Source organism: Delftia sp. WSY_22 (assembly GCF_043104185.1).
GTDB classification, from domain to species: domain Bacteria; phylum Pseudomonadota; class Gammaproteobacteria; order Burkholderiales; family Burkholderiaceae_C; genus Comamonas; species Comamonas tsuruhatensis.
Map to the genome: position 1 here is coordinate 39,343 of NZ_JBICKN010000040.1, position 24,440 is coordinate 63,782.

General features: G+C 66.7%; 21 protein-coding genes. 9 read left to right on the forward strand and 12 right to left on the reverse strand.

Features of this window, described 5'->3' with window-relative positions; all coding sequences use genetic code 11:
* Window positions 1-91: 91 nt before the first annotated feature.
* The 4 genes from ACF8NF_RS20025 to ACF8NF_RS20040 are packed head-to-tail and all read right to left on the reverse strand — an operon-like array spanning window position 92 to window position 3,545.
* Window positions 92-1,111 carry a TRAP transporter substrate-binding protein gene (locus tag ACF8NF_RS20025; protein ID WP_016453430.1) on the reverse strand — a complete coding sequence of 340 codons (1,020 nt, stop codon included), beginning with the start codon at window positions 1,109-1,111 and terminating at the stop codon, window positions 92-94.
* A gap of 28 nt (window positions 1,112-1,139) precedes the next feature.
* Window positions 1,140-2,420: a TRAP transporter large permease gene (locus tag ACF8NF_RS20030; protein WP_016446058.1), complete on the reverse strand. Its 1,281-nt coding sequence runs from the start codon at window positions 2,418-2,420 to the stop codon at window positions 1,140-1,142.
* A gap of 12 nt (window positions 2,421-2,432) precedes the next feature.
* The gene (locus ACF8NF_RS20035; protein WP_016446057.1) at window positions 2,433-2,939 is read right to left on the reverse strand and encodes a TRAP transporter small permease; all 507 of its coding nucleotides are present in this window, start codon (window positions 2,937-2,939) and stop codon (window positions 2,433-2,435) included.
* A gap of 18 nt (window positions 2,940-2,957) precedes the next feature.
* On the reverse strand, window positions 2,958-3,545 hold the full coding sequence (locus ACF8NF_RS20040) for a gluconokinase (RefSeq protein ID WP_392451124.1): 588 nt from the start codon (window positions 3,543-3,545) through the stop codon (window positions 2,958-2,960).
* Between the two features lie 156 nt (window positions 3,546-3,701).
* Here ACF8NF_RS20040 and ACF8NF_RS20045 point away from each other — a divergent pair, with 156 nt between their 5' ends.
* On the forward strand, window positions 3,702-4,796 hold the full coding sequence (locus ACF8NF_RS20045) for a LacI family DNA-binding transcriptional regulator (protein WP_016446055.1): 1,095 nt from the start codon (window positions 3,702-3,704) through the stop codon (window positions 4,794-4,796).
* An 83-nt stretch (window positions 4,797-4,879) separates the two neighbouring features.
* Here ACF8NF_RS20045 and ACF8NF_RS20050 read toward each other — a convergent pair whose 3' ends face one another.
* From ACF8NF_RS20050 to scpA, 4 genes are all read right to left on the reverse strand, one after another.
* A complete protein-coding gene (locus ACF8NF_RS20050; RefSeq protein ID WP_016446054.1) occupies window positions 4,880-6,928 on the reverse strand; it encodes an acetyl/propionyl/methylcrotonyl-CoA carboxylase subunit alpha in 2,049 nt (682 codons plus the stop codon).
* Between the two features lie 211 nt (window positions 6,929-7,139).
* Complete coding sequence (locus ACF8NF_RS20055) at window positions 7,140-8,672, reverse strand: acyl-CoA carboxylase subunit beta (RefSeq protein ID WP_016446053.1); 1,533 nt, start codon at window positions 8,670-8,672, stop codon at window positions 7,140-7,142.
* Window positions 8,673-8,729: 57 nt separating this feature from the next.
* Window positions 8,730-9,740, reverse strand: a complete 1,011-nt coding sequence (gene meaB / locus ACF8NF_RS20060) for a methylmalonyl Co-A mutase-associated GTPase MeaB (protein ID WP_392451126.1) — start codon at window positions 9,738-9,740, stop codon at window positions 8,730-8,732.
* A gap of 25 nt (window positions 9,741-9,765) precedes the next feature.
* The gene (scpA, locus tag ACF8NF_RS20065; protein WP_016446051.1) at window positions 9,766-11,943 is read right to left on the reverse strand and encodes a methylmalonyl-CoA mutase; all 2,178 of its coding nucleotides are present in this window, start codon (window positions 11,941-11,943) and stop codon (window positions 9,766-9,768) included.
* Between the two features lie 114 nt (window positions 11,944-12,057).
* Here scpA and ACF8NF_RS20070 point away from each other — a divergent pair, with 114 nt between their 5' ends.
* Together ACF8NF_RS20070 and ACF8NF_RS20075 are read left to right on the forward strand one after the other, a co-directional pair.
* Window positions 12,058-12,693 carry a GntR family transcriptional regulator gene (locus ACF8NF_RS20070; RefSeq protein WP_016446050.1) on the forward strand — a complete coding sequence of 212 codons (636 nt, stop codon included), beginning with the start codon at window positions 12,058-12,060 and terminating at the stop codon, window positions 12,691-12,693.
* A gap of 215 nt (window positions 12,694-12,908) precedes the next feature.
* Window positions 12,909-14,852, forward strand: a complete 1,944-nt coding sequence (locus ACF8NF_RS20075; RefSeq protein ID WP_392451127.1) for an AMP-dependent synthetase/ligase — start codon at window positions 12,909-12,911, stop codon at window positions 14,850-14,852.
* A 138-nt stretch (window positions 14,853-14,990) separates the two neighbouring features.
* On the opposite strand, the gene ACF8NF_RS20080 is transcribed toward ACF8NF_RS20075, so the two are convergent.
* The 4 genes from ACF8NF_RS20080 to ACF8NF_RS20095 form a co-directional block, all read right to left on the reverse strand.
* Window positions 14,991-16,592 (reverse strand): methyl-accepting chemotaxis protein, encoded by a 1,602-nt coding sequence (locus ACF8NF_RS20080; RefSeq protein ID WP_016446048.1) that lies wholly within the window; start codon window positions 16,590-16,592, stop codon window positions 14,991-14,993.
* Window positions 16,593-16,877: 285 nt separating this feature from the next.
* The gene (locus tag ACF8NF_RS20085; RefSeq protein WP_016446047.1) at window positions 16,878-17,222 is read right to left on the reverse strand and encodes a FlxA-like family protein; all 345 of its coding nucleotides are present in this window, start codon (window positions 17,220-17,222) and stop codon (window positions 16,878-16,880) included.
* A gap of 62 nt (window positions 17,223-17,284) precedes the next feature.
* On the reverse strand, window positions 17,285-17,581 hold the full coding sequence (locus tag ACF8NF_RS20090; RefSeq protein ID WP_034366948.1) for an AzlD family protein: 297 nt from the start codon (window positions 17,579-17,581) through the stop codon (window positions 17,285-17,287).
* A 3-nt stretch (window positions 17,582-17,584) separates the two neighbouring features.
* Window positions 17,585-18,322 (reverse strand): AzlC family ABC transporter permease, encoded by a 738-nt coding sequence (locus ACF8NF_RS20095; RefSeq protein WP_016446045.1) that lies wholly within the window; start codon window positions 18,320-18,322, stop codon window positions 17,585-17,587.
* On the opposite strand from ACF8NF_RS20095, the gene ACF8NF_RS20100 reads away from it, so the two are divergent.
* The 6 genes from ACF8NF_RS20100 to ACF8NF_RS20125 all read left to right on the forward strand — a co-directional run bounded on the left by ACF8NF_RS20100 (window position 18,313) and on the right by ACF8NF_RS20125 (window position 24,338).
* Window positions 18,313-18,621, forward strand: a complete 309-nt coding sequence (locus ACF8NF_RS20100) for a hypothetical protein (protein WP_392451128.1) — start codon at window positions 18,313-18,315, stop codon at window positions 18,619-18,621. The two genes, ACF8NF_RS20095 and ACF8NF_RS20100, sit on opposite strands and share 10 nt — an antisense overlap.
* Window positions 18,622-18,631: 10 nt before the next feature.
* Window positions 18,632-18,946 (forward strand): DUF4148 domain-containing protein, encoded by a 315-nt coding sequence (locus ACF8NF_RS20105; protein WP_310044297.1) that lies wholly within the window; start codon window positions 18,632-18,634, stop codon window positions 18,944-18,946.
* A 166-nt stretch (window positions 18,947-19,112) separates the two neighbouring features.
* Window positions 19,113-19,649, forward strand: coding sequence for a MarR family winged helix-turn-helix transcriptional regulator (locus tag ACF8NF_RS20110; RefSeq protein WP_013802445.1), 537 nt, complete (start codon window positions 19,113-19,115; stop codon window positions 19,647-19,649).
* Window positions 19,650-19,718: 69 nt separating this feature from the next.
* Complete coding sequence (locus ACF8NF_RS20115; protein ID WP_392451129.1) at window positions 19,719-21,194, forward strand: efflux transporter outer membrane subunit; 1,476 nt, start codon at window positions 19,719-19,721, stop codon at window positions 21,192-21,194.
* Between the two features lie 132 nt (window positions 21,195-21,326).
* Entirely contained in the window at window positions 21,327-22,682 is a 1,356-nt protein-coding gene (locus ACF8NF_RS20120; protein ID WP_244451657.1) for an efflux RND transporter periplasmic adaptor subunit, read from the forward strand.
* Window positions 22,683-22,727: 45 nt separating this feature from the next.
* Window positions 22,728-24,338: a DHA2 family efflux MFS transporter permease subunit gene (locus tag ACF8NF_RS20125; RefSeq protein WP_016446040.1), complete on the forward strand. Its 1,611-nt coding sequence runs from the start codon at window positions 22,728-22,730 to the stop codon at window positions 24,336-24,338.
* Window positions 24,339-24,440 lie beyond the last annotated feature (102 nt).

Consider the following 24,440-nt stretch of genomic DNA (forward strand, 5'->3'; position numbering starts at 1 on the left):
GCTGATGCGCGTTTTCTCTGTGTCGCGTTGTCTTTTTGGTGGATGTCGGCCGGGGCATCCCTCCCAGGTGCGTCCGGCCCTGAATCGAAGCTTACTTCACTGCGCGCGCCTGCTTGACGGCGGCCTGTACCTCATCCCAGGTACCCTGGCCCACGGTCTTGGCAATGCCGGCATTGACCGTGGCGAGCTTGTCGCGCATGCGTCCCACCTCGGCGGCGGGCAGCTCGTTGACCTGCATGCCCTTGGTCTTGATATCGGCCAGGGCCTTGGCCGCTTCCTCGCGCGTGTCCTTGCGCTCGAACTCGCGGCTCTTGACGGCGGCGTCCTGCAGCACCTTCTTCTCGGCCGGTGTCAGCGTGTCCCACCACTTCTTGCTGACGGTGACGATCCAGGGGCTGTAGACGTGGTTGGAGATGGTCAGGTACTTCTGCACCTCGTAGAACTTGCTGGACAGCACGGTGTTGAACGGGTTTTCCTGGCCATCGACGGCGCGGGTTTCCAGCGCGGTGAACAGTTCGGAGAACGGCAGCGGCACGGCGTTGGCGCCCAGGGCCTTGAAGCTGTCGAGGAAGACGTTGTTCTGCATCACGCGCAGCTTCACGTCAGCCAGGTCTTCCAGCTTGGCGATGGGGCGCTTGTTGTTGGTGAGGTTGCGGAAACCGTTCTCCCAGTAGACCAGGCCCACCATGCCCTTGGGCTCCAGCGTGGCCTTGACCTTCTCGCCCACGGGGCCGTCGAGCACGGCGTCGGCCTCCTTGGTGCTGCTGAACAGGAACGGCGTGTCCCAGACCGCCATCTCGGGCGACAGGCCGACCAGGGTGGCGGTGGAGCCGACCATCATCTCCTGGGCACCGCCGATCAGCGCCTGCTGCATCTGCGTGTCCGATCCCAGCGAGGCATTGCCGATGGCGCGCACCTTCATCTTGCCGCCCGTGGCCTTTTCGACCTCCTTGGCAAAGAAGCGCGCCGCGCGGCCCTGGTTGGAGTCATCGACCAGGCCGTAGCCGAAGCGCACGATGCGCGGCTTGAAGTCCTGGGCCATGGCCTGGCCCGTGGCGGCCAGCGTGGTGATGGCGGCCATCAGGCCGGCGAGTGCAAAGGGAATACGCATGTTCATCTCCTTGGGTTGTAGTGGGGGGTCAGTGCATCCAGCGCAGAGGGGCCAGGATGATTTGCGGAAAAATCACGAAAAGCACGGCAAGCAGCACATAGACCATCAGGAACGGGTTCGTGCCCTTGATCACGGTCTCCATGCGCAGCCGGCCCACGCCGGCAATCACGTTCTGCACCGTTCCCACGGGCGGCGTGATCAGGCCGATGCAGCCCACGTAGATGAACATGAAGCCGAAGTAGATGGGGTCGATGCCCGCCTTGACGGCCAGCGGCGCGCACACGGGGCCGAAGATCAGGATGGTCGGCGTCAGGTCCATGGCCGTGCCCACCACCAGCAGGAACAGCATCATCGTGGCCATGAACAGCATGGGGTTGCCCAGCAGGCCGGAGAAGCTGTCGGCCAGCATGTTGGGCAGGTCGGCCAGGGTGATCATGTAGGCCGTCACCGTGGCGGCGCCACACAGCAGCATGACCACGGCCGTGGTCTTGGCGGCGGCCAGGAACACGGCGTACAGACGGCTCCATGTCATCTCGCGGTAGATCACCATGGACACGAACAGCGCGTAGACGGCTGCGACCACGGCCGCCTCGGTGGGCGTGAACACGCCGCCCTTGAGGCCACCCAGGATGATGACCGGCATCATCATCGCCCAGAAGCTCTTGGCCAGTGCCTTCAGACGCGGGCCCCAGGCCATGCGTTCGCCGCGCGACAGGTCGAACTTGCGGGCGATGGACCACCAGGCAAAGATCAGGAAGACGCCCATGATCAGGCCCGGCACCACGCCCGACAGGAACAGCTTGCTGATCGAGGTGTTGGTCGTCACGCCGTAGATCACGAAGGGCATGGACGGCGGAATGATGGGCGCAATGATGCCGCCCGAGGCCAGCAGGCCCGCGCTGTAGCTGTCGGGGTACTTTTGCTCGCGCATCATGGGCAGCAAGATGGTGGCCAGGGCGGCGGTGTCGGCAATGGCCGAGCCGCTCATCGAGGCCAGCAGCACGGCGGCGCCAATGGCCACGTAGCCCAGGCCGCCACGGATATGGCCCACATAGGCGCGCGCCAGGTCAATGATGCGGCGCGACAGGCCGCCCGCGTTCATCAGCTCACCCGCCAGGATGAAGAAAGGCACGGCCAGCAGCGGGAAGTTGTCGAAGCCGGCCTGCAGGTTCTGCGCAAGCAGCTGCGAGTCGAAGAAGTCCAGATGCCACATCAGCGCCACGCCGGTCAACACCAGCGCCTGGGCAATGGGCATGCCGATCACCATGCCGCCGATCAGCACGGCCAGAAAGATCAGGGTCACAACCATGGTGCCTGCTCCTTACTCGACCGAAGTCTCGCCATGGTTTTCTGCCGGCGCGCCGCGGCGCAGGTCGCGCAGCGACACCAACAGCAGGCCCACGGCCAGCACCAGGGTGGCCGCAGCGCCCAGGGCCAGCGGGTAGCCCAGCACGGTGCTGTAGCTGTTCAGCCCGGCCTGCACCTGGGCCCATGAGCCCCACAGCAGCAGGCCCATGCAGACCAGGACCAGCGCCTGCGACACCCAGAACAACACCTTGCGCGCGCCAGGGCCCACGCGGGATGTCACAAGGTCGAAGCCCAGGTGGCTGCCCTCGAAAGCGGCCACGATGGCCCCAATGGCCACCAGCCAGACGAAGAGCAGGCGCGAGATTTCCTCATAGGACACGATGCTGGTATGAAACACATAGCGCAGCACCACGTTGACGAACACGGCAATGACCATGCCGGCCAGGGCCAGCACCATCAGCACCTCGGCAAAGTGCTGCAGGCGCGGCTTGGGCCGGACTGCGGGGGAATCGGATTGCATGGTTTTTGTCTCCTGGCGTTATGGGTTCTGGGAGAGAGGGGCGGCCTGCGGCGCCGGATGGACGAGCCAGTCCTGTGCGCGGTGCACGATGTCGGCCAGCGGCAGCGTGGCGTCCACGGACAGCACGGCGCGCTCGCCTGCCGGGCTTTCCAGCGTGGCGAACTGGTTGGCCACCAGCTCGGGCGAGAAGAAGTGGCCGGCGCGCTCCTGCACGCGCTGCAGCGCCGTGCCGTAGTCCAGGTCCAGAAAAACGAAGCCCACGGCGCCGGCCGGGCCGGCGGCACGCAGGCGGTCGCGGTACTTGCGCTTGAGGGCCGAGCAGGTCAGCACCACGCCCTGCCCCGGCATGGCCTGGGCCAGCAGCCGTGCCAGCCGGTCCAGCCAGCCGCTGCGGTCGTCGTCGGTCAGGGGGATGCCCGCCTGCATCTTGCGGATGCTTTCCTCGGCATGGTGGGCATCGCCCTCGTGCAGGGTCCAGCCCAGGGCATCGGCCAGGGCCTGCCCCACGCTCGACTTGCCGCAGCCGGAAACGCCCATGACGACCAGCGCCCGTGGGCGGCTGCCTGCGGCGGTGGCGTCGGTTGTTATTGGGATAGCGCTATCCATGTTCTTGCAAAAATTGGCAGACCAGGGTCTGCCTTGGATTTCGGTGTGCTTCAGAGGCCTTCGTCCGGGTTTACACGCAGGACTGCGGGCCTTCGAATGATTGGGATAGCGCTATCATAATCTCCAACCCTCTCGCCACCGACCTAGGACATTCCCTTGGCCCGCCAGATTCCGCCTGCATCTCCAGAATCGTCCTGCGCCGATCCTTCCGACCCGGCCCTGCCCGCCACGGGCCGCGCCCGTTCGTCGCGGGCCAGCGGACGCATAACGCTCAGCGATGTGGCACAGGCGGCCGGCGTCAGCCCCATGACGGTCTCACGCGCCCTGCGCGGCGAGCGGCGCGTGGACCCGGCCCTGGTCGAGAAAATCCGCGCCGCCGCCGCGCGCATGGGCTACGTGCCCGACCCTGCCGCGCGCGCTTTGGCCTCCCAGAAAAGTGCCCAGGTGCTGGTGCTGGTGCCCATGCTGTCCAACACCTTGTTCGTGGACCTGATCGAGTCTGTGCACAAGGTGCTGTTCGCCGCCGGCTACCACGCGCTGATCGGCGTGACCCACTATGACCGGGCCGAAGAGGAGCAACTGCTGCGCACCTACCTGCCCATGCGCCCTGCCGGCCTGCTGCTCACCGGCTTTGACCGCAGCCCCGCTGCGCGCGAACTCGTGCAGGCCAGCAAGGTGCCCTGCGTGCACCTGATGGAGCTGGGCGGCGAGCCGGGCACACCTAGCGTGGGGTTTTCGCAGGCCGAAGCCGGAGCCGCCATCACGCGGCATCTGATGGAGCGCGGGCACAAGCGCATTGCCTTTTGCGCAGGCCAGCTCGATGCCCGCGTGATGCAGCGCGCCTCTGGCTACCGCCAGGCCCTGCAGGACGCGGGCCTGCACGACCCGGCCCTGGAACTGCTGTGGCCCCGCCCCACTTCGATGGCGCTGGGCGCCGAGCTGCTGGACGCCGCCCTGCGGCTGGATCCATCCGTCGATGCCCTCTTCTTCTGCAACGATGACATCGCCCAGGGCGCCCTGCTCGAAGCCCTGCGCCGCGGCATCCGCGTGCCGCAGCAGATCGCCATCGCCGGCTTCAACGACCTGCCCGGCAGCGACCAGATGGTGCCGCCACTGACCACCATCCGCACGCCGCGCGGCCATATCGGAACCGAAGGCGCGCGCATGCTGCTGCAATTGATGCGCGGCGAGGCCTTGCCATTGCACAGCCTGGATCTGGGATATGAGCTGGTGGTGCGGCAAAGCAGTTGAAGCGACAGTGGAAATGAAAAGGCCGGGTCTGCTGCCCGGCCTTTTCTCTGGTCGACGCCTGCTGCGCAGGAATCACGCGGATATCACTCGAATTCCAGGATCACATCATCCACGGCCAGCGAGTCGCCCTTGCCGGCGCTGATCTTGCTGACCACGCCGTCCTGCGACGCGAACAGGATGTTTTCCATCTTCATGGCCTCGATCACGGCCAGCTTTTCGCCGGCCTGCACCTTCTGGCCCGGCTGCACGGCCACGTCCACCAGCAGGCCCGGCATGGGCGACAGCAGGAACCTGGACAGGTCCGGCGGTGCCTTGTAGGGCATGAGCCGGTGCAGTTCGCCGCCGCGCGGCGACAGCACCAGGGCGTCGATCTGCGTGCCGTTGTGGATGACGCGCAGGGCCAGCGGGTTCCTGGCCGTGCCGCGCTCGACCTGCGCCGTGAAGGGCTTGCCGTTGCAGCTGCCCTGCACGCACATGGCGCGCATCGGCGTCTCGCTGCGGAAGGTGTAGGGCTTGCCGTCCACGGTGACGGTGCTGGCGCGGCTTTCCGCGTCGAAGTCGGAAACCTGCACCTCGCGGTACTGGTGCTTGCCATCGGCCCCCAGCACGACCACGCAGTAGTCGGCCGAGACCTTGAGCTCATGGCCGCGCATCTGGCCGCTGATGGTGGCGGCGCGCGCGCGGTAGCGGCGGTTCATGTGGCCTGCCAGGGCGACCAGGAAGTCGGGGTCGCCGTGCGGCACATCCTCGGCGTGGAAGCCGTGGGCGTAATGCTCGGCAATGAATCCGGTGTTGAACTCGCCGCTCTTGAACTTGGGATGGGCCAGCAGCGCGGCCTGGAACGGGATGTTGGAGCTGATGCCCCGGATCACGAAGGCGTTGAGCGCCTCGCGCATCTTGGCGATGGCGTCGTTGCGGTCGCTGCCGTGCACGATGAGCTTGGCGATCATCGAGTCGTAGAACATCGGGATTTCGCCGCCTTCATACACGCCCGTATCCACGCGCACGCCATGCAGGTGGCCGGTGTCGGCCTGCCACATGGTCTGCTCGGGCGGCGAAAAGCGCACCAGGCGGCCGGTGGACGGCAGGAAGTTGCGGAACGGGTCCTCGGCGTTGATGCGGCACTCGATGGCCCAGCCATCGCGCTTGACGTCTTCCTGCGCGATGGCCAGCTTCTCGCCAGCGGCCACGCGGATCATCTGCTCGACCAGATCCAGGCCGGTGATGCACTCGGTCACCGGATGCTCCACCTGCAGGCGGGTGTTCATTTCCAGGAAGTAGAAATCCTGGTCCTTGCCCACCACGAACTCCACCGTGCCCGCGCTCTGGTAGCCCACGGCCTTGGCCAGGGCCACGGCCTGCTCTCCCATGGCGCGGCGCGTGGCATCGCTGATGAAGGGGGACGGCGCCTCTTCGATCACCTTCTGGTGCCGGCGCTGGATGGAGCATTCGCGCTCGTTCAGGTAGATCACGTTGCCGTGGCCGTCGCCCAGCACCTGGATCTCGATGTGGCGCGGCTCCTGCACGAACTTCTCGATGAAGATGCGGTCGTCGCCGAAGCTGTTGCGTGCCTCGTTCTGGCAGCTGGCAAAGCCCTCGAAGGCTTCCTTGTCGTTGTAGGCCACGCGCAGGCCCTTGCCGCCGCCGCCGGCGCTGGCCTTGATCATCACGGGGTAGCCAATGCCCTTGGCGATTTCCACGGCGGCCTCGGGGCCGGCGATGGGATCGTTGTAGCCGGGGATGGTGCTCACGCCCGCCTTGTCGGCCAGCTTCTTGGAGGCGATCTTGTCGCCCATGGCCGCGATGGCCGCGTGCTTGGGGCCGATGAAGGCGATGCCCTCTTCCTCCACGCGCCGGGCGAAGGCCTCGTTCTCGGACAGGAAGCCATAGCCCGGGTGCACGGCCTGCGCGCCGGTCTGCTTGCAGGCGGCAATGATGCGGTCGGCCTGCAGGTAGGACTCGCGGCTGGGAGCGGCGCCGATGTGCACGGCCTCGTCGGCCAGCTTGACGTGGCGTGCCTCGCGGTCCGCATCGGAGTACACCGCCACGGTCTGTATGCCCATCTTGCGGGCGGTGGCGATGACGCGGCAGGCAATCTCGCCGCGGTTGGCAATCAGGATCTTCTTGAACATCTTCTTAGCCCATTCTTGGAACTAAATCATGGGAACCGGAGCTGTCGTCAGCTTCGCTGTCCCTGTTTTGCGCTTCGCCAGCACTGTCAGTAACCGGCGCGACCAACGCGAGGGACACCGAGGAAGGGCCGCCCCGCACCGAGGGTGTCGTCCCCCTCCCTCGCGAAGCGAGTTAGAGAGGGGGAAGCGGCGGAGCCGCTCAGGGGGTGCTTCACAAGGGGATGTTTCCATGCTTGCGCCACGGATTTTCCAGCTGCTTGTTCTTGAGCATCTGCAGCGAGCGGCAGATGCGCTTGCGCGTCTCATGCGGCTGGATCACATCGTCGATGAAGCCGCGCGCTCCTGCCACGAAGGGGTTGGCGAAGCGGGCCTTGTACTCGGCCTCGCGCGCGGCCAGCTTGGCGGGGTCGTTCTTGTCCTCGCGGAAGATGATCTCCACGGCGCCCTTGGCACCCATCACGGCGATCTCGGCATGGGGCCAGGCCAGGTTGACGTCGCCGCGCAGGTGCTTGGAGGCCATCACGTCATAGGCGCCGCCGTAGGCCTTGCGAGTGATGACGGTGATCTTGGGCACCGTGGCCTCGGCATAGGCGTACAGCAGCTTGGCGCCGTGCTTGATGATGCCGCCGTACTCCTGGCTGGTGCCGGGCATGAAGCCGGGCACGTCCACGAAGGTGACCACGGGGATGTTGAAGGCATCGCAGAAACGCACGAAGCGCGCGGCCTTGATGGAGCTCTTGATGTCCAGGCAGCCGGCCAGCACCAGGGGCTGGTTGGCGACGATGCCCACGGTCTGCCCGTCCATGCGCGCAAAGCCCGTGAGGATGTTCTTGGCGTAGTCGGGCTGCAACTCGAAGAAGTCGCCGTCGTCCACGGTCTTGAGGATCAGCTCCTTCATGTCGTAGGGCTTGTTGGCGTTGTCGGGCACCAGGGTATCCAGCGACTTGTCGGCGCGGTCCACGGGGTCCGAGGTGTAGCGCACGGGCGCCTTCTCGCGGTTGTTCAGCGGCAGGTAGTTGTAGAGGCGGCGCAGCATCATCAGCGCCTCCACGTCGTTGTCGAAGGCCATGTCGGCCACGCCGCTGCGCGTGGTGTGGGTGATGGCGCCGCCCAGCTCCTCGGCCGTGACCTCCTCGTGCGTCACGGTCTTCACCACTTCGGGGCCGGTGACGAACATGTAGCTGCTGTCCTTGACCATGAAGATGAAGTCGGTCATGGCCGGCGAGTACACGGCGCCGCCCGCGCAGGGGCCCATGATCATGGAGATCTGCGGCACCACGCCGCTGGCCAGCACGTTCTTCTGGAACACGTCGGCATAGCCGCCCAGCGAGGCCACGCCTTCCTGGATGCGGGCGCCGCCCGAGTCGTTGAGGCCGATCACGGGGGCGCCGACCTTCATGGCCTGGTCCATGACCTTGCAGATCTTCTCGGCATGGGTCTCGGACAGCGCACCGCCGAAGACGGTGAAGTCCTGGCTGAAGACGAAGACCAGGCGGCCGTTGATCATGCCGTAGCCGGTGACCACGCCGTCGCCGGGGATCTTGCTGTCTTCCATGCCGAAGTCGGTGCAGCGGTGCTCGACGAACATGTCCCATTCCTCGAAGGTGCCGTCGTCCAGCAGCAGCTCGATGCGCTCTCGCGCCGTGAGCTTGCCCTTCTTGTGCTGTGCATCTATGCGCTTTTGGCCGCCACCCAGGCGGGCCTGTTCGCGCTTTGTCTCCAGTTGATCCAGGATGTCTTGCATGCTGCGATTCCTCTAACGTCTAACGGTAAGGTTTGTCTGGTCTTGTCTTGTCGGCCGTCACTGCGGCGCCGCCACGGGGCCGGCCTGCGCCTGCAGCAGATTTCTGGCGGCCGTGCTGGCCGCGATGCGCCCTGCTGCCACGTCGGCCTGCAGCTGGGGCAGCAGCGCCCGCACCTGCGGATGCTGCCGGAAGGCCTGCTTGAGGCCGGAGTCGATGCGCTCCCACATCCAGGACAGCGCCTGGCGTTCGCGGCGCAGCGCCAGGCGCCCGTTGGCCTGCTGCAGGCGGCGGAATTCCTCCACCGCACCCCAGAAACCTTCAACGCCCTCCTTCTTGAGCGCGCTGATGGTGATGACCTGGGGCTGCCAAAGGCGCTCGTCGTGGTGGGCATGCTCGGGGTTGCCGTGCATGCCCAGCAGGCGCAGGCTGGAGGTGATCTGCGCCTGCGCGCGCGTGGCGGCATGCGGGTCGATGTCGGCCTTGTTGATGACCACCAGGTCGGCCAGCTCCATCACGCCCTTCTTGATGGCCTGCAGGTCGTCGCCCGCATTGGGCAGTTGCAGCAGGCAGAACATGTCGCACATGCCCTGCACGGCGATCTCGCTCTGGCCCACGCCCACGGTCTCGACGATGACCACATCGTAGCCAGCCGCCTCGCAGACCAGCATGGCCTCGCGGGTTTTCTCGGCCACGCCGCCCAGTGTGCCGCTGCTGGGGCTGGGGCGGATGTAGGCATCCGGATGAATGGACAACTGCTCCATGCGCGTCTTGTCGCCCAGGATGGAGCCGCCCGACACGGTGGACGATGGGTCGATGGCCAGCACCGCCACCCGTAGGCCGCGCCCAATCAGGAACAGGCCCAGCGTCTCGATGAAGGTGCTCTTGCCCACGCCCGGCACGCCGCTGATGCCCAGGCGGAAAGATCCTCCCGTATGCGGCAGCAGGGCCGTGAGCAGCCCATCGGCCGCAGCGCGGTGATCCGTGCGCGTGGATTCCAAAAGGGTGATGGCCTTGGCCATCGCCCGGCGCTGAACGGCAGGGTTGCCGTTCAGGATGCCGTCTTGCATTTGCTCGGGAGTCACTGCGGCGGGCTCAGAGGCTGTTGGCCTGGCGGATCTGCTCGAGCACGTCCTTGGCGCTGGCCGGGATGGGTGTGCCCGGGCCATAGACGCCCTTGACGCCGGCGTTGTAGAGGAAGTCGTAGTCCTGCGCGGGAATCACGCCGCCCACGAAGACGATGATGTCGTCCGCGCCCTGGCGGCGCAGTTCCTCGATGATGGCCGGCACCAGGGTCTTGTGGCCTGCCGCCAGCGTGGACACGCCCACGGCGTGCACGTCGTTCTCGATGGCCTGGCGCGCGCATTCCTCGGGCGTCTGGAACAGCGGGCCCATGTCCACGTCGAAGCCCAGGTCGGCAAAGGCCGTGGCCACCACCTTGGCGCCGCGGTCATGGCCGTCCTGGCCCAGCTTGGCGATCATCACGCGCGGGCGGCGGCCCAATTGCTCGGACGATGCGTCGATTTCGCCCTTGAGCTTTTCCCAGCCCTCGGCCGAGTCGTAGGCTGCTGCATACACGCCGGTCACCTTTTGCGTATCGGCGCGGTGGCGCCCGAAAACCTTCTCCAGTGCATCCGAGACCTCGCCCACCGTGGCGCGCAGGCGCACGGCCTGGATGGACAGGTCCAGCAGGTTGCCCTCGCCGCTTTCGGCGGCCTGGGTCAGGGCCTGAAGGGCGGCCTCGACCTTGGCGGCATCGCGGCTGGCCTTGATCTGGTTCAGGCGCGCGATCTGGCTGTCGCGCACCTTGACGTTGTCCACCTCGAGGATGTCGATGGCGTCTTCCTTGGCCAGCTTGTACTTGTTGACGCCGACGATGACGTCCTTGCCCGAGTCGATGCGCGCCTGCTTCTCGGCGGCGGCGGCCTCGATCTTGAGCTTGGCCCAGCCCGAGTCCACGGCGGCCGTCATGCCGCCCATGGCCTCGACCTCCTCGATGATCTTCCAGGCGGCGTCGGCCATGTCCTGGGTCAGCTTTTCCATCATGTAGCTGCCGGCCCAGGGGTCAATCACATTGGTGATGTGGGTCTCTTCCTGGATGATCAGCTGCGTGTTGCGCGCGATGCGGGCCGAGAACTCGGTGGGCAGCGCGATGGCTTCGTCAAAGCTGTTGGTGTGCAGGCTCTGCGTGCCGCCGAAGACGGCGGCCATGGCCTCGATGGTCGTGCGCACCACGTTGTTGTAGGGGTCCTGCTCGGTCAGCGACCAGCCCGAAGTCTGGCAGTGCGTGCGCAGCATCAGGCTCTTGGCCTTCTTGGCGCCGAAGCCCTTCATGATGCGGCACCACAGCAGGCGGGCCGCGCGCATCTTGGCGATTTCCAGGTAGAAATTCATGCCGATGGCCCAGAAGAAGGACAGCCGGCCCGCGAAATCGTCCACATCCATGCCCTTGGCCGTGGCGGTCTTGACGTACTCCTTGCCGTCGGCCAGCGTGAAGGCCAGTTCCAGCGCCTGGTTGGCGCCCGCCTCCTGCATGTGATAGCCCGAGATCGAGATCGAGTTGAACTTGGGCATGTTCTTGCTCGTGTACTCGATGATGTCGCCGATGATGCGCATCGACGGCTGGGGCGGGTAGATATACGTGTTGCGGACCATGAACTCCTTGAGGATGTCGTTCTGTATGGTCCCCGACAACTGGTCCTGGGCCACGCCCTGCTCCTCGGCCGCCACCACGTAGCCGGCCAGCACGGGCAGCACGGCGCCGTTCATGGTCATGGACACGCTGATCTTGTCCAGCGGGATCTGGTCGAACAGCACCTTCATGTCCTCGACCGAATCGATGGCCACGCCGGCCTTGCCCACGTCGCCCGTGACACGCGGATGGTCGCTGTCGTAGCCCCGGTGCGTGGCCAGGTCGAAAGCCACCGACACGCCCTGCCCGCCGGCGGCCAGCGCCTTGCGGTAGAAGGCGTTGGACTCCTCGGCCGTGGAAAAGCCCGCGTACTGGCGAATGGTCCAGGGCCGGCCCGCGTACATGGTGGCCTGGGGGCCGCGGATGTAGGGCTCGAAGCCTGGCAGGCTATCCGTATGGGGCAGATCCGCCGTGTCTGCCGCCGTGTACAGCGGCTTGACGTCGATGCCGTCGGGCGTGGTCCAGTGCAGTGCCTGGATGTCGCCCCCTGGAGCGGCCTTGGCGGCCGCCTGGGCCCATTTCTGCAGGTCGGCAGTTGCGAATTCCTGGCCGTTCTGCGCTGTCGGATGGTCTTGTCTCATGTTCTCAGGCTCGTGAATGACAGGTGCCCTTGAGGGCATGCCCCAGAGCTGCCGCAGTTTACATCATTCATAATTATTCATTCAAAATATCTTTGCCGATACAATCCGGGCCACATGTCGACAAACACCCTCACTCCCCGCGCGCTCTACGAACAGGTGGCAGAGAAGCTGCGCCTGCGCATCTTCGCGCACGAACTGGCGCCTGGTGACTGGATCGACGAACTGAAGATTGCCGAGGAATACGGCATCAGCCGTACCCCGCTGCGCGAGGCCCTGAAGGTGCTGGCCGCCGAGGGCCTGGTGACCATGAAGGTGCGCCGTGGCGCCTATGTGACCGAGGTGTCGTCCAAGGACATTGCCGATGTCTATCACCTGCTGAGCCTGCTGGAATCCGATGCCGTGCAGGTCGTGGCCGAATCGGGCAGCGATGAGGAACTTGCCGCCCTGCAGCAGACCCATGAGGAACTCAAGGCGCAGATGCGCGATGCAGACCGCTTCTTCGAGCTCAACGAGAGCTTTCACATGCAGCTGCTGCAGATCGCCGACAACCGCTGGCGCAACCAGCTGGTGGCCGACCTGCGCAAGGTCATGAAGCTCAACCGCCACAAGTCGCTGTTCAAGCAGGGCCGCATCGAGGACTCGCTGGCCGAGCACGAGACCGTCATGCAGGCCCTGTTGCGCCGCGATGGCGCGGCCGCCGCGCAGGCCATGCGTCAGCACTTCAGGAACGGTCTGGCTGCAGCGTCCTGAACTCGGGTTCATCTGAACCCTGGCTGGCTGGGCAACAGTGGCGACGTAGGCGGGCATGCGGCTCCTGGTTCGCTTCAGGCGCATCGCCCGAGAACGCTGCAGTGCAGCATAAACCTCGCCGCCAACTCCGCACATGTCCGAAGCTGACGCCGGGGCCTGCGGTAACCGGCAGCTATCATCAGCGGCACCATCCACTTCGGTCCGCACCTCTTCGCATGAGCATCCAAGATCCAGCCCGCGCCCTTTCCCTGGCCATGAGCCTGCCTGCCGATGCCAGCATGGCCACGGCCGCCACCCTGGTGGAAATGCTGGCCCTGCGCGTGCAGCAGACGCCCGCAGGCGAGGCCTATCGGGCCTATGACGAGGATGCGCGCAGCTGGAAGTCCCTGAACTGGGCGCAGACCGGCGAGCGCGTGGCCCTGTGGGCGCAGGCCCTGGCCGTACAGGAGCTGGCACCGGGCTCGCGCATTGCCATTCTTTTGCCCAACGGGCTGGATGCCATGTCCATCGACCTGGCCAGCCTGCGCTGCGGCCATGTGCCGGTGCCCCTGCATTCCATAGACAACGCAGGCAGCATTGCCTACATCCTGGCCAATGCCCAGGTGTCCATGCTGTTCGTGGCACAGCAATCCACCTGGGACAAGATCTGCGCCACGGGCCAGGCCCTGCCCGCGCTGCGCAAGGTGGTCGTGGCATCGGCCAAGCCGGCTTCCCGGGCCGCAGAGCCTGAAACCGAAGGCGATGCCGCCGTCCTGGAGGCCCTGCGGCAGATCCCCGTGCAACCGCTGGCCCAATGGCTGGCTGAGGGCGGCGCAGTCCCCCTGCCCCCGCCTCCCTCTGCCGAGGACCTGGCCGCCGTCGTCTACACCTCGGGCACCACGGGCAAGCCCAAGGGCGTGATGCTCACGCACCGCAACGTGGTCTCCAACGTACAGGCCGTGATGCAGCGGCTGCTGCCGCGCAGCGATGATGTTTTCCTGTCCTTCCTGCCGCTGTCGCACACCTTCGAGCGCACGGCAGGCTACTACCTGGCGATGGCCGTGGGCGCCTGCGTGGCCTATGCGCGCTCCGTGGCCCAGCTGGCCGAGGATCTCAAGACCCAGCGTCCCACGGTGCTGGTCTCCGTGCCGCGCATCTACGAGCGCGTGCACGCCAAGGTCATGGAGGCGCTGGCCCGTGCCCCGCTCAAGGCCCAGCTGTTCGAACTGGCCCAGGCCAGGGGCTGGCAACGCTTTTGTGAAACACAAGGCATTGCCGATGCGCAGGCGCCCCAGCCCGACGTGCCGGGCTGGATGCAATGGCTGCCCTGGCCCGTGCTCAACCATCTGGTGGCCAAGCCGCTGCTGGCCCAGTTTGGCGGGCGTGTGCGCGTGGCCGTGAGCGGTGGCGCACCGCTGTCGCCCACGATTGCGCGCTGTTTTCTCGGCCTGGGCCTGCCGCTGATCCAGGGCTACGGAATGACCGAGACCTCGCCCGTGGTCTGTGCCAACACGCTGGAGGACAACCACCCGGCCACCGTGGGCCGCGCCCTGCCGGGCGTGGAAGTGCGCATTGGCGAGAATCGGGAACTGCAGGTGCGCGGGCCCTGCGTGATGCGGGGCTACTGGCAACGCCCCGAAGACACGGCCAAGACCTTCACAGACGACGGCTGGCTGCGCACCGGCGACCAGGCCGTGATCGAGGATGGGCGCGTGCGCATCCAGGGCCGCATCAAGGAAATCATCGTCACCTCCACCGGCGAGAAGATTCCACCGGCCGACCTGGAGCTGGCCATCACCGGCGACCCGTTCTTCACCCAGGTCTTTGTCGTGGGCGAAGACCGCCCCTTCATCGCCGCCGTGGCCGTCATCGAGCGTGGTGAATGGCAGGCCATGGCCCAGCGCCTGGGCCTGGATCCCGAAGATCCCAAGAGCCTGAACCACGCCGCCGCCGAGCGTGAAGCGCTGGCCCGCATCGAGAAACAGGTGGCCAGCTTTGCCCGCTATGCGGTCCCCCGTGCCGTGCACCTGGAACTGGAGCCCTGGACCATTGAGAACGGGCTGATGACGCCCACCCTCAAGCTCAAGCGCAACAACCTCATGGCGCGGTTTGAATCGCAGATTGCCGCCATGTACACCAAGCCCGCCGAGCGCTGGCAAGGCCGCAACAGCGCGGGGTGACCCCCAGCCCTTGACAAGCCGCCGCCGGAAAACGGCGGCTTTCCTTATTTCTGATCTGAAAATGAAATTATGTAAGTTACATTGACTTGATCAGAAAGAAGGCAAGAGCGCCCTGTCCGCGCCCTTGCCTTGCCCGCTTCAGGCAACGGCCAATGCCCTGCCGGCGGGCGCCATGCCGATCTCCTTGAACTCGCTGATCCTGAACGTGGCCACCGCCTGGGCCAGCACGCGGGCCTGTCGCTCCAGGCTGGCAGCTGCGGCGGCAGACTCTTCCACCAGGGCAGCGTTTTGCTGCGTGACCTGGTCCATCTGGGAGACCGCCTCGCTGATCTGTCCCAGGCCGCCGCTTTGCTCCACGCTGGCGGCCGAGATGGCCTCGATCAACGACGCCACCTCGCGCACCTGGGATTCGATGGCGTCCATGGCCTTGCCGGCTTCCCGGACCTGGTTGCCGCCCATTCGCACCGTCTCGGTGGAGGCCGTGATCAGCGCCTTGATTTCACGCGCCGCTGCGGCGCTGCGCTGGGCCAGGGAGCGCACTTCCCCGGCCACCACGGCAAACCCCCTGCCCTGCTCGCCCGCCCGCGCGGCCTCGACCGCTGCGTTGAGCGCCAGGATGTTCGTCTGGAAGGCGATGGAATCGATGACGCCCGTGATCTCGGCAATCTTTCCGCTGCTGGCCGAGATTTCGTCCATGGTGCCCACGACCCTGGCGACAGCGCCACCGCCCACGCCCGCCACCTCCTTGGCACGCACGGCCAGGGCGCTGGCCTGCCGCGCATTCTCCGAACTCTGGCCCACATTGCCTGCCAGCTGCTCCATGGAGGCCGCCGTCTCCTGCAGGCTGGAGGCCTGGTGTTCGGTGCGGCTGCTCAGGTCCTGGTTGCCTGCCGCGATCTGGCTGGATGCCGTGGTCACCGACTCCACCCCGCGCCGCACATCGCCAACGATGCTGGCCAGCGATTCGCGCATGGCACTCATGGAGCGCAGCAGGTCGCCGACTTCGTCGCGCCCCGTGGCCTGGATCTCGGAAGCCAGATCGCCCTGCTCGATGTGCCTGGCCACCTCCACGGCGGACTTCAGGGGAACGGTGATGGAGCGCGTGACCACATAGCCCAGCGCCACGGCGAGGATGACAGCGGCCGCGACAAAGCCGTAGATCAGCATCTGCGACTGCGCCAGGACCTGGCGGGAGTCCGCATACACATCCTCGGATGCCTTGAGCTGCAGCTCCACCAGTTCGCCGATCTTGGCGCTGATGGGGTCTACGCTGGCATACAGCGCGCCATCGAACTCGTCCAGGCTGCCGGCCCTTTTTCCATCCAGCGTCTTGAGCCGCTGCAGCAGCCGGTCGATGCTCTGGTTGGCAGGTGCGAACAGCGCCTGCGCCTGGCTGGCCAGCACGGCCTCCTGCGAGGTCAGCTGTGTGGACGAATAGCTGCGCCAGGCCGCGTCGATCGCGGGCAGCGTGCCGGAAATGCTCGCCGCTGCCTCCTGCGCCGTGATCAGGCCGGCATTCGCCTTGTTGACCGTATCTATGACGTTGACGGCGTAGGCGTCCGCAATCTGCTTGAGCTGCTTGAGCGGAACCACGCGGTCCTGGTACATGGTCTGCGTGCCCGAGAACACATGGCCCAGCGCCCTTGCGCCGACGGCGCCCACGGCCATCAGGCAGATCAGCAGAACAAGAAAAACACCGGTAAGCCGGGTACCGATACGCACATCGCCGAGTTTTTTCATCGCAGATCCCTCTGTCCCCGTGACGCCATCGGTATAGGCCATCGCTATCGCATCCCGGCAGTCACATTGCTTGCCTTATCGGTAGCAACCGCCGGTTTCTTGAGAGTCAAAAATCAATAAGTTCCATAGGAGTTGCGACGCTCGCGGCTATCACCCCGCAGGCAAGCCCCCTTCCCCCATCCGTGTTGCAGAGCCAACCCTCTCAAAGTTCGAACAGCATTTTCATGTAAGTTACATTGAATGTCTTGAAAAACGGCCCGTGAAAACACGGGCCATCTCACTGGATCAGACGTAGACGTCGACCACACCGCCCAGCCCGGGCGCCTTGCCGCCCTTCGATGGGGATTGCGATGGCGCCTCGGCGGCCTGCTGCTGCTCGCGCTGCTTGTCGAGCTGGGCCTGCTGCCTGGCGCGCATCAGCGCCTCGATCTGGTTTTGCACCATCATGATCTGCGTCTGCAGCAGCTTGGACTTCTGTTGCTTGGCCTTGGCGTCGATGTTCTCGGAGGCCACTTCCTTGAGCGCCTGCTGCAGCTCCTTGAGCTTGCGCTGCAACGCAGCGATGTCATTGCCGCCGGAGGATGAAGCGGCTCCCGAGGCGGAAGCCGAGGTGGAGGATGAGACTTGCATGCCCCATACATCGACCACTGGCGGGCGAACTGAAGGCCCAAAACGCCCCGCCCCACCCGCCATCACCCCAGCCAGTGCCGCAGCGCACCCGCCGACGCAATGCCGATCAGCACCGTCGGCAGAATGGGCAGCCGGCTGGCCGCCACCAGCGTCACCCCCAGGGCCAGCAGATCGGCCGGACGCTCGGACACAAACGCCGGGGCAATCACCGAGATCAGCACGCAGCCCGGCAGGCTTTCCATCACGTACTGCATGCGCGGGCTCAGCGTGCGCCCGCGCAGCAGCAGGTAGCCGATCACCCGCGTGAAATACGTGCTGCACGCCATGAGCACCAGCGTCAGCAAGGTTGTGGCTTCCATCGCTCAGCTCCTGGGCGCCAGCAAGGCCGCGCAGATCAGGCCCGAAACGGCGCCGGCCGCCACATACCAGGCGCCAGGCACCAGCTTGTAGACCAGGGCCGCCGTCAGCAGGCTCACCAGCCAGGGCCGGCAAGGCCTGACGCCCTTCCACATGCCGCGCAGCAGCACCAGAAACACGGCGGTGAACGCCATGTCGAAGCCGTACTGCTCCAGGTCGCCAATGCGTGGCCCCAGAAAGGCACCGGCCGCCGTGCACGACACCCATGCCATGTACAGGCCCGCCGACACGCCCATGTAGTAAGGCAGGCTCACGCGCCGGGCAGCACTGCGCTGCGCGTCTGCCAGGGCCAGCGCCCAGCTTTCGTCGCACATGAAGAACAGGGCAGGCAAGGCACGGCGCCTGGGCAGATGGCGCAGATAGGGCGCCAGCGCCGCACCCATCAGGATGTGCCGGCAATTGACCAGGAAGGACATGGCGACGATCAGCAGCACATGCGGCGGCGAGGTCCACAGCCGTATGGCCGTGAACTCCGAGCCGCCGCCGAAGTTCATCCCGGTCATGAGAGGAACTTCCAGCGGTGCAAGCCCCTTTTGCACGGCCTGGGCGCCCAGCACCAGGGCAAAGGGCACGAAACCCAGCATCACGGGAATCGCATCCCTGAAGCCGCGAAAGGCCTCGGAACTGCGGGAGACGGAATCTGCCGAAACGGCAGCGGGGGAAAGTGGAATGGATGAAGACATGGAGAGCGGCGATTGTCGGCCTGTGCCGCTGGAATTTGCTGCCGATTCATGCTTTAACCAGCCATTTGACAGATGTTTATGCCGACTTATTGGAGCAACTGGAAATAATCTGCCGCACACAGGCTGATCAACCCATTTCCATGGCTGGCGGCGCTCCTCGGATGGCCGCGCCTGCCCTCCAGGCATTTCACGAAACCCAACGGCCATTGGCTCCCGCCATGCTGCAGTGCGTCGCAAACGGCTGTGCCGGCCAGGGCGGCGGCGGGACCATGAAGCCCTCATCACTTCGCTTCACCTGAAAGGTTCCCCATGCGCACTTCCGACTTCACCCGCTTCATCGCCCTCGCCGCCCTCAGCCTGGGCCTGGCCGGCACCACCCTCGCCCAGGACGCAGCGCCCTCCTCCACTGCTGCCCCCACCGACCTCAGCCGCGCCCAGGTGCTGGCCGACCTGGAAATGTGGCACCGCGCCGGACTCACCTATGTCTCGGACCGCGAGATCGATGTCCGCTCCACCGAATACCAGCGCGGCCTGGAGCGTTACCAGCAACTGCGCGCCAGCCCCGCCTACCGCGAGGCCGTGGCTAGGCTGGAGAAAGGGCGTGCGGTGGCCCAGGACAAGTGAGCGTTGTCGGTGTGGCCGGTGGTCGAACAGGGGTCAGGAAGCCACCGGCCCGATGGAAAACCCTTGCCTCGTCCCCGGCACCCGCGAGCCATGCGGCCATTCGGTGTTTCTGCAATAATTGCCGCAACAATCATTGCGCAGTCAATCATTTCACTTGCAAGACACCATGACCCAGCCACCCCTGCCCAACGGCCTGCAGCCCTCGGACTTCTACAGCCCCGGCAGCTACACGCCCTTCGAGAGCGTGGGGTTCCTCATGCGCAAGGTGCTCAGCTCCATCCTCCAGCAGGCCGATGCGCAGTTGGCCGAGCATGAGCTGACCTATGTGCAGTGGCTGCCGCTGTACAAGCTGCTGCTGTGCAGCGACGCCACGAATGCCGGCATGGCGCGTGACCTGGGGCTGGATCCGGCCTCCATCACGCGGGCGCTGGACCGGCTCGAATCCAAGGGCATGCTGCGGCGCGAGCGCTCCACGGTGGACCGGCGCGTGGTCAAGCTGGTGCTGACCGATGAAGGCCGCGCCATGGCGGCCAAGGTGCCGCAGGTGCTGTCCAGCGTGATGAATGCCCATATGGCCGGCTTCAGCCATGACGAGTCGCGCCAGCTGCTGGACATGCTGCGCCGCCTGCTGGCCAATGGCGATGCGATGCGCGCGCCGGAAGCTGCGCCGCCAGCCCCTGCGCCTGCCACGCCCGCGGCCTGACAGCGCCAGCCCCTTTTTCCGCCCCGGTTTCCGATTTCCTGATTCTTGACCCCCAACAGGCAGACCACCATGCCCAATTCCTTTGTTTCCGTGTCCGCCGCGCCCCGCCGCGTGGCCGCCGCAGCGGCCACCCTGTGCGCCGCGCTGGCCCTGGCCGGTTGTGCTTCCCAGGGCCCGGCCCATGAGCCGCTGGCCCGGCTGGGCGCCTCCGACCTGGGTCTGACGGCCCAGTCCGAGACAGGCGCCAATACCAGCCTGCCCGCCGCCGATTGGTGGAAGTCCCTGGGCGATGCCCAGCTGGACGGCCTGATCGCCCAGGCGCTGCAGGGCAGCCCCAGCCTGGCCATGAGCCGCGCCCGCTTCGACAAGGCCGCCGCCCTGGCCACGGCCACCAGCACGGCCACCGATGTGCGCGGCACGCTCGGCGTCGACGCCACGCGCCAGCACTACAGCGCCAACGGCCTGGTGCCTGCTCCCATTGCCGGCCATACCTACAACACCGGCAACCTGCAGGCCGGGCTGAGCTGGACGCCGGATTTCTTTGGCCGCCATGCCGCCGACCTGCAGGCCGCCCTGGGCCAGGCCCGTGCCGCCCAGGCCGACAGCGCCGCGGCCGCCAACCAGCTGGCCGCCCAGGTGGCGCGCAGCTATGTGGCGCTGGCCCGGCTGATTGCCCAGAAGGAGGTGGCCGGCCGCACGCTGACCCAGCGCCAGTCTCTGCTGGAGCTGAGCCAGCAGCGCACGCGCGCCGGGCTGGACAGCCAGGTGGAGCTGACCCAGGCCCAGGCCGGCTTGCCCGATGCCGGCACGCAGATCGAGATGCTGGACGAGCAGATCACGCTGGCGCGCCGCACCGTCGCCGTGCTCTGCGGCCAGGCGCCCGAGGCGCAGCTGCAGCTGGCGCCCCGTCTGGCCGCGCTGCAGATCCAGGCCATGCCCGGCCAGTTGGGCGCAGACCTGCTGGGCCGCCGCCCCGATGTGGTGGCCGCGCGCTGGCGCGTGGAGTCGGCAACGCAGGGCATAGAGAGCGCGCGGGCGGATTTCTATCCCGATATCAACCTGACGGCCTTCATCGGCCTCAATGCCGTCGGGCTGGACAACCTGTTCAAGGGCAGCTCGCGCCAGATGGGCGTGACGCCCGCGCTGCGCCTGCCCCTGTTCGACGGCAAGCGCCTGCGCGCCCAATTGCGCGGCACGCAGGCCGACCTGGACACCGCCATTGCCCAGTACAACGGCGTGGTGCTCGATGCGGTCAAGGAAGCGGGCGACGCCATCACTTCCGTGCAATCGCTGGTGCGCCAACAGCAGCTGCAGGCCGAGTCGCTGGAGAAGGCCGAACGCGCCTACGACTTTGCCGTGCAGCGCTACAAGGCCGGCCTGGCCAGCCAGGTGACGGTGCTGAACACCGAAACCCAGGTGATCACCCAGCGCCGCCTGGACGTGGACCTGCGCGCCCGCGCGCTGGACACGCGCGTGTCGCTGATGAAGGCCCTGGGAGGCGGCTGGACCGATGGCACGGCTGCCGTGCAGGTCAGCCAGCACTGAGATCGCAACCCGCACAGGAACCCACCTCACTCTTGACATTCCACCGGGCAGACCGCCAGCCAGCGTGACAGACCGCCAGCCCCCTGCCCCGGCCGCACAACCACATTCACAGATAACAAAGCGCCGAACACCATGACCGATACCAACAAGCAAGCATCCAATGCACCCGCTGCCGCAGCCTCGCCCGTGGCCAACCCGCAGGGCCGCCGCAAGGGCCTGACCATCGTGGCCGCCGCCGTCGCGGTGGCCGCCGTCGCCTGGGGCGGCTGGCACTGGATGGTGGCCCGCAACTACCAGACCACGGACAACGCCTATGTGGCGGGCAACGTGGTGCAGATCACGCCGCAGGTCGGCGGCACGGTGATCAGCATCGGCGCCGACGACACCGACTACGTCAAGCCCGGCCAGCTGCTGGTGCAGCTGGACTCGGCCGATGCCCTGGTCGCCCTGTCCCAGGCCGAGTCGCAGCTGGCCCAGACCGTGCGCCAGGTGCGCACGCTGTACGCCAACAATGCCCCCCTGGTCGCCCAGGTGGCCCAGCGCGAGGCCGATCTGGCCCGCCTGCAGGCCGATGCCGCCCGCGCCCGCGAGGATGTGGAGCGCCGCCGCCCGCTGCTGGCCACGGGCGCCGTGGGCAAGGAGGAGTTCGACCACGCCCAGTCCCTGGCCCGCACGGCCGGCAATGCCGCCTCGGCAGCCGAAGCCGCCGTGCGCGCCGCCAAGGCGCAGCTGACGGCTGCCGAAGCCCAGACCAAGGGCAGCAGCGCCGAAGAGCACCCCAGCGTGATCGCCGCCTCCGCCAAGGTGCGCGAAGCCTATCTGGCGCTGCAGCGCACGCGCCTGGTCTCGCCCGTGGAAGGCTATGTGGCCAAGCGCGGCGTGCAGCTGGGCCAGCGCGTGGCCTCGGGCGCGCCGCTGATGACGGTGGTGGGCCTGCACAACCTCTGGGTGGATGCCAACTTCAAGGAAAGCCAGCTGGCCCAGCTGCGCATAGGCCAGAAGACCGAGCTGACGGCCGATGTCTACGGCGACAAGATCAGCTACCACGGCACCGTGGTGGGCATGGGCGCAGGAACCGGCGCGGCCTTCTCGCTGCTGCCCGCGCAGAACGCCACCGGCAACTGGATCAAGGTGGTGCAGCGCGTGCCCGTGCGCATTGCGCTGGCGCCGGAAGACCTGGCACAGCACCCGCTGCGCGTGGGCCTGTCCATGGAAGTCAAGGTGGACGTGCGAGACCAGCAGGGCGAGGTGCTGGCAACGACCACGCGCAACGCACCCGTGGCCCAGACCTCCGTCTACGACATGGCGCTGCCGCAGGCCGAGGAGCGCATTGCCCACATCGTGGCGGGCCAGAACGTGGCACCGCTCAAGCAGTTGCCCGAGCTGCCGCCCGTGGCCATGGCCGAGGTGCAGGACAGGGCACAGGGCAAGGCGCCAGCCGCCGTGGCCTCCGCGCCGGTTGACGCGCAGGCCATGCAGACCAGGTAAGCAGGCATCGCTCCCCCGCCTTCCCAGAACCTACGCGGACTGCCTATGACTTCCTCTACCACCGCCGTGCCGGAGCCGGCGCCGCCGGTCGCCCCCTCGGCGCCGCCGGCCATGCCTGCACGGCCGGTCCCGCTCAAGGGCGCCCAGCTGGCCCTGGGTACGCTGGCCCTGTCGCTGGCCACCTTCATGAACGTGCTGGACTCGTCCATCGCCAACGTCGCCATTCCGGCGATTTCCGGCGACGTGGGCGTCAGCCCCAGCCAGGGCACCTGGGTGATCACCAGCTTTGGCGTGGCCAACGCCATCTCGGTGCCGCTCACGGGCTGGCTCACCCAGCGCTTCGGCGCCGTGCGCCTGTTCACCATGAGCGTGCTGCTGTTCGTGCTGACGTCCTGGCTGTGCGGCTTTGCCTCGTCGCTGGAGACGCTGGTGCTGTTCCGCGTGCTCCAGGGCCTGGTTGCCGGCCCCATGATCCCGCTGTCGCAGACGCTGCTGCTGTCCAGCTATCCCCCGGCCAAGGCCGGGGTGGCCCTGGCGCTGTGGGGGATGACCACCCTGGTGGCCCCCGTGGTCGGCCCGCTGCTGGGCGGCTGGATCACGGACAACATCTCCTGGCCCTGGATCTTCTATATCAACGTGCCGGTGGGCCTGCTGTCGGCCCTGATGACCTGGAGCATCTACCGCAGCCGCGAGACCCCCACGCGCAAGCTGCCCATCGACTCCGTGGGCCTGGCCCTGCTGGTGCTGTGGGTGGGCGCGCTGCAGCTGATGCTGGACAAGGGCAAGGAGCTGGATTGGTTCGCCTCGGGCGAGATCATCACGCTGTGCGTGCTGGCCATCGTGAGCTTCGTGGTCTTCCTGGTCTGGGAGCTGACCGATGCCCACCCCGTGGTGGACCTGCGCCTGTTCATGCGCCGCAATTTCGCGGCCGGCACGGTGGCGCTGTCGATTGCCTACGGCCTGTTCTTCGGCAACGTGGTGCTGCTGCCCCTGTGGCTGCAGCAGTGGATGGGCTACACCTCCACCACGGCCGGCATGGCACTGGCGCCGGTAGGCATCTTCGCCATCATCCTGACACCGCTGGTGGGCCGCAAGGTCACGCAGTGGGACCCGCGCAGGATGGCCACGGGCGCCTTCATCGTGTTCGCCCTGGTGCTGTGGATGCGCTCGCGCTTCACGGTGGAGACCGACTTCATGCACATCCTGGTGCCCACGCTGATCCAGGGCGCGGCCATGGCCTTCTTCTTCATTCCGCTGACTACGATCACGTTGTCGGGCATTTCGCCGGACCGTATCCCGGCCGCCGCCGGCCTGAGCAACTTCGTGCGGATCACGGCGGGCGCCATGGGCACCTCCATCGCCACCACGCTGTGGGAAAACCGCGCCGCGCTGCACCACGCCCATCTGACCGAAGGGCTGATCCAGGGCCAGGGCGTGTTCGGCGTCACCCTGCAGGGGCTGCAGGCCGCAGGCCTGAGCCAGGCGCAGGCGCTGGCCCAGATCAACCGGCTGGTGGACCAGCAGGCCTACACGCGCGCCGCCGACGACATCTTCCTGGCGTCGTCCGTGCTGTTCCTGGTGCTGATCGTGCTGATCTGGATGACCAGGCGCCCCGCGGGCCATGCCGGCGGTGCCGAGGCGGCCGGCGCCCATTGATGACCAGCCTCCGGGCCATCACCACAAGGAGCTGCCTGCAGGGGCAGCTCCTTTTTTGTTTACATGACGACACGCAAGGCGCCTTGAACGGGGCCGCCAAGA